Here is a 12987-nt window from a genome sequence, read left to right on the forward strand (position 1 = left end):
GGGTCTCCGGCAGCAGCCCTGCGGTCCGATCACGGTCGACGTGTCCTTCGCGAGGTGAAGCTTGGCTACGAGGACATGCGGGCGTCGGTGTCGAACAGTTCGCGCTCGGCCGGGTGCAGGATGTGCTGGGTGATGAAGCTTCGGCCTGCGACCTTCCACAAGCCCCGGCCCTTGGTCAGGGCGGACACGGCCTGGGTCTCGACGCCGGTCAGGCCGAGCAGCGAGGCGGCAGCAGCGAGCTGATCCGGCTCCTGCCGGTAGATGATGCGGGTGGAGCAGTCGGCCAGCAGGCCCTCGGCCAGCACCCGGCCGCGCGAGCCGGCGTCGCCCGCGCTGAGCAGGTCGCTCAGGCGGTGGATGATCATGAGGTTCGCGATACCGAGGCCGCGCGAGAGCTTCCACTGCGACTGCATGCGCTCCAGCAGGCCGACGTGCCGCATCACACGCCATGCCTCGTCGTAGATGACCCAGCGCCTGCCGCCGTCCGGGTCGGCGAGCGCGGACTCCATCCACGCTGAGGCGCAGGTCATGGCCAGCACCAAGGCGGTGTCGTCACCCGATCCGCCGAGGCGGGAGAGGTCGATGGACAGCATGGGCGTGGTCGGGTCGAAGGCCGCGGTCGAGGGGGCGTCGAACATGCCGCTCAGGTCGCCGTGCACCAGGCGGCGCAGTGCGTGGGCGAGGTCCTGTGCGGCCGGCCCCATGTGTCCGGCCTGGTCGCCGAGGGCTAGGTCGAGACGCTCGGGCGAGCCGAGGGCGTGCGCGATCTCGCCGAGCAGCGGCACCGTGCCCCTGGCGTCGGCTTCGGAGACGACCAGGTCGAGAGCGAGGTCGAGGGCGGTGTGCTCCATCGGCAGGAGATCGCGCTTCAGCACCGTGCGCGCCAGGCCCGCGAGGAGAAGGAGGCGGCGCTTGCGGACCTCGGTCGACCAGTCGCCCTCGCTCACCGAAGCGGGCCGGGCCGGGGCATCCAGCGGGTTCAGCCGGCCCGGAAGCCCCGGCCCGAGTGCGATGCTGTAGCCGCCGAGGGCCTGCGAGACGGCCGTCCACTCGCCCTTGGGATCGCAGGGGACGTAAACCCGGTAGCCGTGGGCAATCGCCCTGGTGGCGATGGACTTGGCCAGCGCGGATTTGCCCATGCCGATGATCCCGGCCAGGACGGCGTTCGGGTTCGTGAAGCCCTCGATCCGTCCGCTGCTGTACAGCGAGAACGGGTCGTAGCAGAACGCCGCCTCCGCGTGCACGTCCCTTCCGATGAAGATCCCTTCGGCGCCCAGGCCGCCCTCCGCGAGAAACGGATAGGCGCCGCTGACGGTGGCTGTGGTCATGCGGTGGGCGGGGAGGCGGAGCTTGCCTCCCCGAGCGGAGGACGAGCCGGGGCGTCCGGACGGCTGGTAGGTCGGACGCAGCTCCGGGTCGAGGTGCTCCTCGGCGTGGTCCTTCGGCGGTGCTCCGGCGAGGCGTGCCTGGCGGCGGGCCTCGGCGAACCCTGCACGGGCGGCACGCTGATCAGCGCGTGATGCCTTACGGGGGACGAACAGGTGAGAGGCGCTGGCGCGGGTGCGGGGCATGAACGTTTCTCCAGACGGAAGAAGGGTCAGCGGCGGACGAGACCCGTGAAAGGGGTGTGCAGGTCGGCCGGGGTGGTGCGGCGGCGCACCAGGTGCGCGGTGAGCTGGTGGCGCTGGCAGATCGTCAGCTCCGGGGCCCCCTCGGGCAGGCCCGCCTGGCACAACTCGCGTTCGGGCACCTCGCCGGAGTCCGGCCGTGATGCCGCGTGATAGGCGGCGTGGACGTGGTCGGCGGCCTGCCAGATCCGGGTGCGGGTGGCGCGGAGCTGGTCGCCTTCGACCGGAACGAGCTGGCCGGTGCGGGCGGCGTGGGCATCGAACAGGCCGTGCAGCGAGACGAGATGAGCGTGCAGGCTGTCCAGCTCGGCGCGGGTGGTGACGAGGGGACCGCCCGGAATGTTGAGCGCGCGGTGGAAGTCGAGCGCGGCGGTGGCGAAGGGCACGAAGTCCTGCGTGGACGGGCTGGCGGTGCGGGACATGGGGGTGCTCTTTCGGGGGAAGAAGGGCCGGCATCAGACGGCGAGGGCGAGCGGCATGGCGGCGACGGTGAACGCTTCGGCCTGCTGCCAGGTGAGCGGCCGGAGGTCGAGCTGGGCGCCGACGGCCGCGGTCTCCACGACGGCGCAGGCGGAGCGGAGTTCGTCCTCCGAATCGGCCGAGACAGTCAGCAATCCGGTCAAGGCGACATCTGCATGGCCCGCGATGAGCTGACGCTCCCGGGACTTGATGTCCTGGTACTCGATCGAGTCCGCCTCGGAGTCGACCTGGCCCCGCCGGGCTCGCTCGGCGGCATCCGCGATCACGCTGGACTTCTTGCGCTGGACGTCTCGCAGGGCGGCGTCCAGCCCCTTCGGCTCGTATGACAGTGACAGCGTGCGCCGGACGCCGGCGGTGAACAGGAGCTGGTGCAGGAAGCCCGCCGACGTTTCGGTGCGGGGCCAGTTCTCCACCCAGTACGTGGCGTGGACGGCCGAGTCAGTCATGATGTGGTCCGACTTCTCGACGACCACGACCGGGCCGGCAGCTGCGGGCTCAGCCTCGGGATGCCCCGCATCGGACCAACGGTCGAGCGAGGCAAGGGCCTTGGGGTCGTACGCGGTGCGCACGACGGCGGCGATCTCGCGGGCGGTGAGCCAGCCGGTGGGGTTGAGACCGGCGGTTCGCGCGGCCTGATCGAAGGTCGAGGTCAGCTGCGTCAGGATGCTGAAGGACCCGGTGAGGCCGCCACCGGCCTGGTTGATCAGTCGCCGTGCAGCCTTGGCGTCCAGGGACACCGCGACGTACGCCTCGTGCGGCGCCGCGGCCGGCCCGGCGCTCTGGATCAGCTCGCTGTAGATCGCACCCGCTACGGGGGCATGGGGTCGGCCGTGCTCCTCCCAGTACCGGCGCAGTGCGTCACCGGAGTCCGGCACGGTGCGCTCGATCACCTGGATCCGGGCGACCTGGCCTGTGCGTGCGAGGGCGGCCAGTGCGCGTCCCCAGCCGTTGACGTTGGCGTTCTGGGTGCCCGGGTCGAGCAGTGCGTAGGCGCGGGAGGATACCTTGACGACGGCGGTCAGGGAGCCGGTGTGGGGGTTGTGGACCGCCCCGTATCGGCGGTCGGGAGCGGTGACCACGCGCAGGCTCGCCGCTGTTCCCGGAAGGTGGAGCAGCCCGTCGTAGACCGGGCGGCGGGAAGGCCGGGTGAGCCAGATCAACTGGCCCCGCATGCGGCGCAGGGCGTACCGGGTGGCGATCGGAGCCCAGTCGGCCAGGGCGCGGCCTCGGTAGCGGACGAAGACGAGCAGGGCGATGGCGGCCCAGACCGGAATGAGTTCGAGGGCGCCGACCACGCCGCGGGTGACAATCACGGCGAGCAGGAACAGGCCGGTGAGGCTGACGACGATCAGTTGCGAGGCGGTCAGGCCGAGCAGGATGCCGCGCCGCGAGCGGTGCGGAAATTTGACGCTGGCCGTGGTGGCTTCGGCCTGGGGCTTGTCGGACATGGGGTTCCAGACGGTGGAAGCGGGCGAGGGCGGGGCGCGCGCCGTTCTTCTGGAGGTCATGGCAGGGCTCCGTTTCTGGTGATCGCTGGTGCGGGGGGCGGGCTGCGGCTGTAGCCCGCCCCCGGATGTGATGGGTCAGGAACCCGGCGGCGGCTGGCTGGGATACACCCAGTTCGTCGGCGTCGGCGAGCCGGTTGCCGACGGCCCCGTGGAGGACGGCGGCGTTGCGGCAGGGGCCGCCGGCGGCGCGGCGCCTGCCCGGGTCATGCTCCTGCCCGCAGTCGAAGGGGCAGCGAACTGGCCGCCTACGGAGTCTCCTTCGGGGCCTCCCGATGCGCCCTGGCTGGGTCGGGTGATGAGTGGCGGGATGCCGGGGCGCTGGATCAGGGCCTTGCCCTTGTCGCCGGTGGCGTTCGGGTCTTCGCCGTACCGGAAGGCGGTCCGGGGCTTGGGCGGTCCGCCGTCGATGCCTTCCTTGCTGAGGTTGCTGCCGACGGGATCGATCCCAGAGGCGACACCGTCGCTGCCCGCGCCGGGGACCTGGCTGGGACCCTGTGGTGCGGGGGAGCCTGTGCCGACTCGCATGGCGAGGGTGCCCGCGGTCTTCGCGGCTCCTGCGGCGACCGCCATGCCGGCCACGCTGGTGCGGTGCAGGTCGTCATGGCCGCCCCCGTCGCTGGCCCAGTGGACGAACTTGTAGGTTGCGTACGGGCAGAGCAGCACCAGGACCATCACGACGATGCCGGACATCGCGTCGGACAGCGCGGCCATTCCGCCGTGCGCATCCGACTTGCCCATAGCCGAGACACCGATCAGGAACACCACGGTCATCAACAGCTTCGAGACGACCAGCGTGGCGGTGGCCTCGATCCAGCCGCGCCGCCACCGTTTGGCGACCTCCCACCCGCCGCCGGCGCCGGCGAACACGGCGAGGGCGACCATGATCAGGACACCCACCTTGCGCGCGACCATCACGCCCCAGTACATGAACGCGCCGATGGCGCATCCCACGGCGACCAGGGCTGGGACACCCCAGCCCATGCCGTACATCACCCCCAGTTCGGTGACCTTGACCACGCGCCGGACGGCGTCGTCGATGGAGCTGTTGGCCGCCTTGAACAGGCCGTCGGACAGGGCATCGACGACCGTGATGGCGACGGAGGTGAAGGCGACGGCGCAGAAGCTGAACAGGACGCCGGTCATGGTGCCGATCGCGGCCTGGGCGAGGGCGCGTTCGTCACGGCGCCAGGCCGCGGACATCAATTGGATGCAGAACGTGCCGACGGTCAACGCGAGCCCGATGGGCAGCAGAAGCTCGTAGTTGTCCCTGAACCATCCGGCGTTCAGGTCGATGGCGGTGGTTCCGTTGACCGCCTTGGCGGCGAGATCCGCAGCAGCGGAGGCGAGTTCGCCCATCGACTTTGCGATCCACGCGCCGATGCCGTCGGTGACCGTCCCGGCCGGGTTGGTCGCGAACTCGATCGAGCCGCAGACCTTGTCCATCAGCGGAATGTCGCAGACTCCCATGGTGGCACCTCCTTTCAGGGTTCGGGGTCAGGGAGCGACGGACGGCATGACGCCGGCCAGCGCGCAGGGGCGGGAGGGGCGGCACTGGACCGCGAGGGTGATGACGCGGTTCTCCGCACCGCCGGCGCGCGAGCCCTTCCAGGCGATCGACTGCTTGCCGGAGACGGTCACGGCGTAGACGTACGCCTGCGTGATCGTTCCGGGATCCTCCTGAAGAGCCCGCGAGAACGCTTCGGGGAAGTGCCCCTCGTTCACCGTGGCGGTGGCGAACTGGCCGTTGGCGGCCATCTCCTTCCACAGCACGGGCGAGGGGACGACCGCGTCGACCGACTCGGGGTCGGCGTACTTGCGCTCTGGCGTCAGCCATCCGTGCAGGGCCGTGAGCAGCTCGGCCTGGGAGTACGCGCGGGCGTCGTAGGACCACAGTGCTGCTGCTGCCGCCTTCCCGAACACGATCGGATTGTGGGTGCTCGGCGGGACCGCGAGAGCATGCGGGGCGGGCCCCGGCTCGGGCGGCCTCGACGCGGATACGGACGGAGCTGATGAAGGTGCCGAACTCGGTCGCGCCCCAGGGACGTTGGAGGTCACCTTGTTGTCGCGGGTGAGGTAGGCGGCCAGGCCGGCCAGGACGACGAGCGCCATCAGGACGGCGGCGCCGAGCAGGGCCCGGCGGCGCACACGAGATGCGCCGCCGGGGTTCAAGGAGCGGTCAGGCATCAGTGGACCTGCGTTCCCAGCGCGCTGAAGAACGCGACCACGCCGTTCGCGGCGCCCAGCAGGAGGGCCGCGCCGGCGCTGACCATGACGCCCTTCTTGCCGTTGGCCTCGGCCTGGTGGCCGCCGGTGTGGTTGCCCCAGGCCCATACGCCCGCGCTGGCGGCGAGTGCGCCGACGGCGGCAATGATTCCGAACAGGTTGAGGGAACCCATCACCTTCCTGAGAACGGAGAGGCCGGGCAGCCCTCCGTCGCTCGGCGTAATGCCGGGGTCGAAGGCAAGCTGGATGACTGCGTCAGCGAGAAACATATAGAGCACCAGTTCGATTCAGTGCGCGCGAGAGCCCGCGAGGGCGAAGCGGCAGTACGGGAGAGAAAGAGAGGGAGGGGGAGGGGGAGCGCCGGTCAGATGACTCGGCGGGCCGCGAGAATCTGTGGCTTCCACGACGCGAGGGTCGTGATGCGGACCACGTCGCCGGTGTGCGGGGCATGGACGATCAGGCCCTGGCCGATGGCCATGCCGACGTGCTCGGGAACCTTGGCCGTTCCGACGGTGAAGATGAGGTCGCCCGGCCGCAGCGCGCCGACCGACACCGCCTTGCCCCCCTTGACCTGCTCGTACGTTGTCCGCGCCAGGGTGACCCCGGCAGCCTTGTACGCCTGCTGCATCAGGGAGGAGCAGTCGCACCGGCCCATCAGGTCCATGCCGTGGGAGGCGGTGCAGCTCCCGCCCCACTGATACGGCGTGTCGAGCTGGCCGAGCGCCCAGCGGATCGCCGCCTGGACCTTCTCCGGAACATCTGCCGGGACTGTGTACCCGGCCGGCACCGCACCGGGCGGGATGACACCGAAATTAGTCCCGTCCCTGTCGGCCGAGCACCCATCCGCGGCCATCGACGCAGTGTCGGCGGCGTCGGCCGAGCCGGACGGCGAGGGGCTCGGTGAGGCGTCACCCGACTTCGACAGAAGGGGCTCGATGGCCTGCTGCAGCGCGGTGGCCAGGGGCTCCCACTTGGCGTAGGCATCCGGAAGACCAGAGCGCTGTACGGCCTGGGCGGCCTGCGTGATGGACAGGGACTGCCAGCCCGACACCTTCTTCAGTCCCTTGTAGAACTTGGTCGAGGAGTGCACCGGGTCGAGAATCTCGCTTGCGGTGCCCCAGCCCTGCGACGGCCGCTGCTGGAACAGCCCCAAACTGTCGCGGTCGCCGTAGTTCAGGTTCCGCAGGCCGCTCTCCTGCAGAGCGGTCGCCAGGGCCACGATCTGCCCCCGGGCTGGGAGGCTCATCGCGACGCCAGTGGCCTGGATCGTCTTGGCATTGGGCACCTGCTCGGCGGGATCATCCAGTCCCGGCACGGAGACTGAACCCTTGTCGCTGCCGTCCAGGATGTCGTTCACCTGAGTGGCAACAGCTGCGGCATCCACAGATGGTGCACCGTCGGTCGAGCAGGAGGCCGAAGCGGTCCCGGCACCGATGGCGAGAATCGGAACAGCCAACAGCAAGGGAGTGCAGGCGGCAAGGCCGACGACGGCTCCGGTGGTCGCCTTCATCGTCGCCGCCGCTCACCGACGCGGCGGTGTCGGCCAGGCGACGGTGTTGGGCTGGGGCGAGGGGATGTCAGGGCATGCTGCATCGCAGCGACTCCTCGGGTGTTTGTAGGAGGCGCGGTGCTGACTTCTCGTGCAAAGCCGTCGGCACCGCGCCGTGAATTCGCCTATCAGGGCGGGCCCGGTCAGGGGAATTGGTAACTCCCAGACGTCGGTCTTGGGTTAAGCGCGGCAGCCAGCCGCGCTTGTAATCTCAGGCGGTACACCGGATCTCCTCACGGCTTATCGGACGGGGGGCTAACGGGCCCACCGTGCTGCCCATTCGGACGAGACAACACGGATAAGCACAGCTCAGCGGGGTGGAGCGCTGCTCCGTCCCGGTGGCATGGCGAGACAGTAGACCGGGATTCCGGCCGCACCTAACGGCTCTCGGACCCGCCCTCGGACGAAGGGACGGCTCGTTAGGTGCGGCCGGAATTCGCGACTAACCTCCGGCGCAACCCCGCTCGAAACGATCGCTGTTGAGCGACGTCCGGAGGGGGTCCAGTCCCGCTGTGCCCTGAAAGAGGCCCCGCACATGAGCTACACGCTGCACCGAGGCGATGCCCTCACCGTGCTCAAGACCCTCCCGGACGAGAGCGTCAACGCCGTCATCACCGACCCGCCGTACAACTCTGGCGGGCGTACCAGTTCGGACCGCACCGGTCGCACTGCGCGAGCCAAGTACGTCACCAGCAACAGTGCACACGACCTGCAGAACTTCCCCGGAGAGAACCGCGACCAGAGGAGCTATCGGAGCTGGCTGACCGAACTCCTCACCGAGGCGTACCGGGCCTCGACCGAGCACGCGGTCGCCATGGTCTTCACCGACTGGCGCCAGGAACCGACCACCTCGGACGCCCTGCAGATGGCCGGGTGGACCTGGAGCGGCACCATCCCGTGGATCAAGCCGTCCAGCCGGCCCCGCAAGGGCGGGCCGAAGCAGGACTCGGAGTTCATCATCTGGGGCGTCAAGGGATCCCTCGACAACACCCGCGACCTCTACCTGCCGGGTCATTACATCGCCTCCCAGCCCCGCAAGGGCCGGGTCCACATCACCCAGAAGCCGGTCGAGGTCATGCAGCAGCTCGTCCAGGTCTGCCCCGAGGGCGGCACCGTGCTCGACCCGTTCACCGGCAGCGGCTCCACGGGGGTCGCGGCCCTGCGCGAGGGGCGCCGCTTCGTGGGTGTCGAGCTGTCCGCGCACTACGCCGACGTCGCCGAGGAGCGGCTGCTCGCCGAACTGACAAAGGACGACTTCGAGCTGGCCGGACCGGAGGCATGAGTATGAAAGCGGAGAGCCCGGGGCCTGTTGTGACGACGCATCACGGTTGGCAAATCAGCACGCTTGTTGGCAAACGACGCCGTCGAAGCTCTGTGGTTACTCTGCGTAGCGAACAGTTGTGATCAACTGCTGCGGGGACGCTGCGTGAGCTGGTGATGTGGTGCGGTGAATCCACAGCCGGATGGCCAGGTCCGTTCCGACGGGTGTGTCCTGGACGAGCTGATGTCGCCGTACGGCAGTCTGAGTGAGGCCCGTACACGGCTGGTGATGCGGGACAACTGGGCGAGTCGCTGGACGGCCGCCTGGCAGATCAACGGGTCGGAGGTCGTCTGGCCGGTCCGGGATCTGGGTTCAGTGCCGGTGCTGTCTTCGACGCCGGTGCGCGGTTTCACGTGGAGGACGAAGCAGCAGCATCGTCCCGGGCTGGAGTTCCTGGTCTCGACAGGGCGGAAGCACGGCTTCGAATCGCTGGAGGAGAGGGCGGCCCTGCTGGCCCTGGACTTCATGACGGTGATCGAGGTGCTCCCGCAGCCCTTCGCCCTCACCTTCGAGCACGTCGACGGCCATGCCGGGCACATTCCCGACTTCCTGGCCGTGATGGGCGACGGCGGCCGCCTGCGGCTGGCACTACTCGGTGATCACCGGCTGGCGCTCGCACGTCCTCTCGGGTCTGGACGCGCTGTCGGCTCAACGGCGGCCGATGACGGACCAGCTGGGCTGCCAGCCGGTTCTTCTTGAGGCTGCCGCCGAGGGGCCGGTCACTTTCGGGGAACTGGTACAGGCGACACGGGTTCCGGCGGTGGGTCGGACGCACGCGGTTCATCTGCTCTGGCACCGCCGGCTCGGCTTCGACAGACGCCGATGGCCCAGAAGGTGTCGCGGCTGATCGACCGCCGGCTCAGCGCCAACGCCCGCAAGAAGGGGGACCCGACGCTGGCCGGCGTCATGGTCAGCGGCTGGGGCCAGCACGGGAAGACCGCCACCGTCTGCCGGGTCGTCGCCGCGTTCGAAGATCAGGCCGCTCTCCCGGGAAGACAGCAATCCGCAGAGGTATCGCAGCCCACCTCGTCCAGGCCGTCACGGGCATGTCGTTGGACGACGCAGGAACCTATCTCGGCGTCCCCCCGCCTTGGATGGCAGCCTGGGGAAGATTCCGCCCCCTGGAGGAGCGCTTGCACGGTTGCCGAGCCGATCTGTCCATGCTGTTCCAACGTCTCACCGATCACGTCGCTGACCAGCCGGCTGTGGACTACGCCGCCCGACGGAAACGCTTCGCGAACTGGACTCTCCCCGAGTCGGACCTGCAGAGGATCGTCGAGAACTACCCCAGCAGACGCCGACTCCTCGCCCGCGGCTCCCAGAGAGGCGCTCGGATACGCGTCGCGTCGGCTTCTCCGCCCTGGTCTGGTCCCGGCTCACTGGCAGTGAGTGGCGTCTGGCACCTGACCTGCAACCACTGCCCGTCGAGGGAGTCGCCATTGTCGACGCTGGAGTCATCCACCAACTCCAGGGGCGCAATCCGGACCACCAACCCTTCTACACGTATCTCCACGACCTTCTGCCGGACTACGCCAGCACGATCCTCGAAGGGGAGGATCACCACTGATCAGGCGGGGTCAATGACTGCGGGGCCGTCGTCCGGGTCGGCGGCGTACTGCGTCGGTGCCTGTCCATGGCGCGATGAGCGCGGCGGCCACGGAGACGGCGGCCAGGAGCAAGAAGAGAGGGCCGTAGCCGCCAAGGGGAACGGCCAGGGCGGCACCGGCGAACGGTGCGAGGGCTGCCGCTGTATGGGCGGGAGCAGCCAGGAGCCCGGAGAGCCGGCCGTAGTGGGCGGTGCCCCAGCGGTCGGTGATGGCGGTGGCCTGGAGCAGGGTGAGGTTGCCGCGGACCATGCCAGCCATGACCGACACGGCGATGAGCAGGGCGTACGGGCCGGGCGCGGCAGCGAAGGCGGCTGTGGCCAGAGCACCGAGCGCGATCAGAATCGTGGTGCGGGCCGTAGCGGCGGTGCGGCGGGCGAGGGCTGCGTACAGGGTGCGGCCGAGAGTTTGGCCCGCGCCGCCGATACCGAGGGCCCAGGCGGCCTGGCTGGTGGTGTACCCGCGTTCGAGGAGAAGTGGGACGAGGGCGACGACGACGGCGTACATCGTGAAGGCCGACAGGGTGAAGGCGGCGGCAAGCAGCAGGAACGGTCGGCTCCGACTGACATCGACAGCTTCTGCGGCTGTGTGGGCAGGGCTCGTTGGAGCCTCGGGCCAGGGTGCGCGCAGGGCCAGGGCGTGGGCCGGGATGGTGACGAGGGCGAGGATGACGGCGAGCACGAGGTAGGTGTGGCGCCAGGACAGATGGTCGGCGAGGGCCGCGGTCAGGGGCGCGAAGACGGTGGAGGCGAGCCCGCCGGCGAGGGTGACGATCGTCAGGGCGCGGACGTGGTCAGGGGCCCACCAGCGTGTGAGGGCGGCGAACGCCGGCTGGTAGAAGGTGGCTGCCATCGCGAGCCCGGCGAGTGCCCAACCGGCGAAGAAGACCGGAACGTTGGGGGCCGCGGCCACGATCAGGAGACTGACGACGCCGAGCACGGATCCGGTGGTCATGACAGTGCGCGGCCCGCTCCGGTCGAGGATGCGGCCGACGCGGATCCCGGCGAGGGCGGAGACGACGAGGCCCAACGAGAACGCGGCGGTGGTCGCCCCGGCCGGCCAGCCGGTCGCGGCGGTGATCTGGGGGTTGAGGACGGGGAAGGCGTAGTAGACGATGCCCCAGCTCACGATCTGCGTGGCGCAGAGGGCGGGCAGGGCGGCGCGGGGCCGCGACCGGTCCCCTGTTCCGGTCGCGACCCCGCGCGCAGGGGTGCCCAGGTCGGTCACGAGCCGCAGCAGCCGCCCGCCGGTGCCTCCTCAGCAGCGGCCCCGACCGCGGTGGGGGCGCCGAGCTGGACGAGTTGCGGTGCGGGAGCGCAGCAGCCGCCGCCGTCGGCTTCCTGGGCGCTGGGGGCGTCGAACAGGCCGGCGCCGCCGCAGACTCCGGTCTCGGGCAGGGTGAGTTCTACGCGGTCGGCGGAGGCGAGGTCGCCGGCGATCGCGGCGGCCACCGAGCGGACCTGCTCGTAGCCGGTCATCGCCAGGAACGTCGGGGCGCGGCCGTAGGACTTCATCCCGACCAGGTACACGCCGGGTTCGGGGTGGGAGAGCTCGCGGTGGCCGTGGGGGTAGACGGTGCCGCAGGAGTGCTGGTTGGGGTCGATCAGCGGAGCGAGGGCGACGGGTGCCTGGAGGCGCTCGTCGAGGCCCAGGCGCAGCTCGTTCAGGAAGGACAGGTCGGGGCGGAAGCCGGTCAGCACGATCAGCTCGTCGACCGCGTCCAGGCGGCGTCCGTCCTCGCCGACCAGGACCAGACGGCCGTCGGTGTCGCGCTCGACCGCTTCGGTGCGGAATCCGGTGACGGCGTCCGCGTGACCGGCATCGACGGCGGCCTTCGCTGCCAGGCCCAGAGCGCCGCGTGCGGGGAGCTGGTCGGCTTCGCCGCCGCCGAAGGTGGAGCCGGAGATGCCCCGGCGCAGGATCCATACGCCCTTCGTCCCAGCGCCGTCCTGGGCTTTGGCGAGGTCGGCGAGGTAGGCGAGGGCGGTGAAGGCGGAGGCGCCGGAGCCGATGACGGCAGTGCGCTTGCCCGCGTACCGGGCGCGGACGGCGGGGTCCTTCAGGTCCGGGACACGGTAGGTGATCCGGCCCGCGGCGGCCCTCTCGCCGAGCGCGGGCAGTCCGCTGCCGCCGGACGGGGACGGGGTGGCCCAGGTGCCGGAGGCGTCGATGACGGCGCGGGCGAAGACCCGCTCCTCGCGGCCGTCGGCGTGGGTGAGGTGCACGACGAACGGCTGCTGTTCGCGGTCGGCGTCGACGATGCGGTCGCGGCCGGTGCGCGAGACGCCGGTGACCGTCGCACCGAGGCGGACGCGGTCGCCGAGGACGTCGGCGAGCGGCTGCAGGTACTGCTCGGCCCAGTCGCCGCCGGAGGGGTAGGTGTCCGGGTCGGGCCGTGTCCAGCCGGTGGGAGCGAGGAGCTTCTCGGCGGCCGGGTCGACTACCTCGCCCCAGGTGGAGAAAAGGCGCACGTGCGCCCACTCGCGCACCGCTGCGCCGGCCTTCTGGCCTGCTTCCAGGACCAGGGGTTCGATGCCCTGGTCGAGCAGGTGGGCGGCGGCGGCCAGGCCGGCGGGTCCGGCTCCGATCACGACGACGGGCAGCTCGGTGGTGGCGGGCGCGTTCACGGCGACTCCTTGCGTGGTTCGACATCTGTCGATGGCTTGCGTGGCCC

11 protein-coding genes are annotated in these 12987 nt (G+C 70.4%); 2 read left to right on the forward strand and 9 right to left on the reverse strand.

Going from position 1 to position 12987, the window contains the following annotated elements:
• Positions 1 to 65: 65 nt before the first annotated feature.
• From ACLQ2N_RS02335 to ACLQ2N_RS02365, 7 genes are all read right to left on the reverse strand, one after another.
• Positions 66 to 1571, reverse strand: coding sequence for an ATP-binding protein (locus ACLQ2N_RS02335; protein ID WP_148020883.1), 1506 nt, complete (start codon positions 1569 to 1571; stop codon positions 66 to 68).
• 26 nt (positions 1572 to 1597) lie between these two features.
• Positions 1598 to 2050: a DUF6238 family protein gene (locus tag ACLQ2N_RS02340; protein WP_148020884.1), complete on the reverse strand. Its 453-nt coding sequence runs from the start codon at positions 2048 to 2050 to the stop codon at positions 1598 to 1600.
• Positions 2051 to 2083: 33 nt separating this feature from the next.
• Positions 2084 to 3556 (reverse strand): SCO6880 family protein, encoded by a 1473-nt coding sequence (locus ACLQ2N_RS02345; RefSeq protein ID WP_326666304.1) that lies wholly within the window; start codon positions 3554 to 3556, stop codon positions 2084 to 2086.
• A 135-nt stretch (positions 3557 to 3691) separates the two neighbouring features.
• Positions 3692 to 5083: an SCO6881 family protein gene (locus ACLQ2N_RS02350; protein ID WP_148020885.1), complete on the reverse strand. Its 1392-nt coding sequence runs from the start codon at positions 5081 to 5083 to the stop codon at positions 3692 to 3694.
• Between the two features lie 27 nt (positions 5084 to 5110).
• A complete protein-coding gene (locus ACLQ2N_RS02355) occupies positions 5111 to 5800 on the reverse strand; it encodes a hypothetical protein (RefSeq protein WP_148020886.1) in 690 nt (229 codons plus the stop codon).
• Positions 5800 to 6108 (reverse strand): DUF6112 family protein, encoded by a 309-nt coding sequence (locus ACLQ2N_RS02360; protein ID WP_148020887.1) that lies wholly within the window; start codon positions 6106 to 6108, stop codon positions 5800 to 5802. The genes ACLQ2N_RS02355 and ACLQ2N_RS02360 overlap by 1 nt, the downstream gene beginning before the upstream one ends.
• Before the next feature lie 95 nt (positions 6109 to 6203).
• On the reverse strand, positions 6204 to 7349 hold the full coding sequence (locus tag ACLQ2N_RS02365) for a C40 family peptidase (protein ID WP_363067946.1): 1146 nt from the start codon (positions 7347 to 7349) through the stop codon (positions 6204 to 6206).
• 574 nt (positions 7350 to 7923) lie between these two features.
• Here ACLQ2N_RS02365 and ACLQ2N_RS02370 point away from each other — a divergent pair.
• Together ACLQ2N_RS02370 and ACLQ2N_RS02375 are read left to right on the forward strand one after the other, a co-directional pair.
• Entirely contained in the window at positions 7924 to 8670 is a 747-nt protein-coding gene (locus ACLQ2N_RS02370) for a DNA-methyltransferase (RefSeq protein WP_148020889.1), read from the forward strand.
• A 267-nt stretch (positions 8671 to 8937) separates the two neighbouring features.
• Positions 8938 to 9408 (forward strand): hypothetical protein, encoded by a 471-nt coding sequence (locus ACLQ2N_RS02375; RefSeq protein ID WP_261991720.1) that lies wholly within the window; start codon positions 8938 to 8940, stop codon positions 9406 to 9408.
• Positions 9409 to 10286: 878 nt separating this feature from the next.
• Here ACLQ2N_RS02375 and ACLQ2N_RS02380 read toward each other — a convergent pair.
• Together ACLQ2N_RS02380 and ACLQ2N_RS02385 are read right to left on the reverse strand one after the other, a co-directional pair.
• Positions 10287 to 11540, reverse strand: coding sequence for an MFS transporter (locus ACLQ2N_RS02380; protein ID WP_148020890.1), 1254 nt, complete (start codon positions 11538 to 11540; stop codon positions 10287 to 10289).
• Positions 11537 to 12940, reverse strand: coding sequence for an NAD(P)-binding domain-containing protein (locus ACLQ2N_RS02385; RefSeq protein ID WP_363067942.1), 1404 nt, complete (start codon positions 12938 to 12940; stop codon positions 11537 to 11539). Before ACLQ2N_RS02385 ends, ACLQ2N_RS02380 begins: the two co-directional genes overlap by 4 nt.
• Positions 12941 to 12987: the final 47 nt, after the last annotated feature.

The sequence above is a fragment of the Streptomyces sp. DT224 genome, from assembly GCF_049844595.1.
Taxonomy (GTDB): domain Bacteria; phylum Actinomycetota; class Actinomycetes; order Streptomycetales; family Streptomycetaceae; genus Streptomyces.

Excerpts from the sequence above, each read along its gene's own strand:
- ACLQ2N_RS02335 (WP_148020883.1), bottom strand. The coding sequence starts at position 1,571 with ATGCCCCGCACCCGCGCCAGCGCCTCTCACCTGTTCGTCCCCCGTAAG.
- ACLQ2N_RS02340 (WP_148020884.1), bottom strand. The coding sequence starts at position 2,050 with ATGTCCCGCACCGCCAGCCCGTCCACGCAGGACTTCGTGCCCTTCGCC.
- ACLQ2N_RS02345 (WP_326666304.1), bottom strand. The coding sequence starts at position 3,556 with ATGTCCGACAAGCCCCAGGCCGAAGCCACCACGGCCAGCGTCAAATTT.
- ACLQ2N_RS02350 (WP_148020885.1), bottom strand. The coding sequence starts at position 5,083 with ATGGGAGTCTGCGACATTCCGCTGATGGACAAGGTCTGCGGCTCGATC.
- ACLQ2N_RS02355 (WP_148020886.1), bottom strand. The coding sequence starts at position 5,800 with ATGCCTGACCGCTCCTTGAACCCCGGCGGCGCATCTCGTGTGCGCCGC.
- ACLQ2N_RS02360 (WP_148020887.1), bottom strand. The coding sequence starts at position 6,108 with ATGTTTCTCGCTGACGCAGTCATCCAGCTTGCCTTCGACCCCGGCATT.
- ACLQ2N_RS02365 (WP_363067946.1), bottom strand. The coding sequence starts at position 7,349 with ATGAAGGCGACCACCGGAGCCGTCGTCGGCCTTGCCGCCTGCACTCCC.
- ACLQ2N_RS02370 (WP_148020889.1), top strand. The coding sequence starts at position 7,924 with ATGAGCTACACGCTGCACCGAGGCGATGCCCTCACCGTGCTCAAGACC.
- ACLQ2N_RS02375 (WP_261991720.1), top strand. The coding sequence starts at position 8,938 with ATGCGGGACAACTGGGCGAGTCGCTGGACGGCCGCCTGGCAGATCAAC.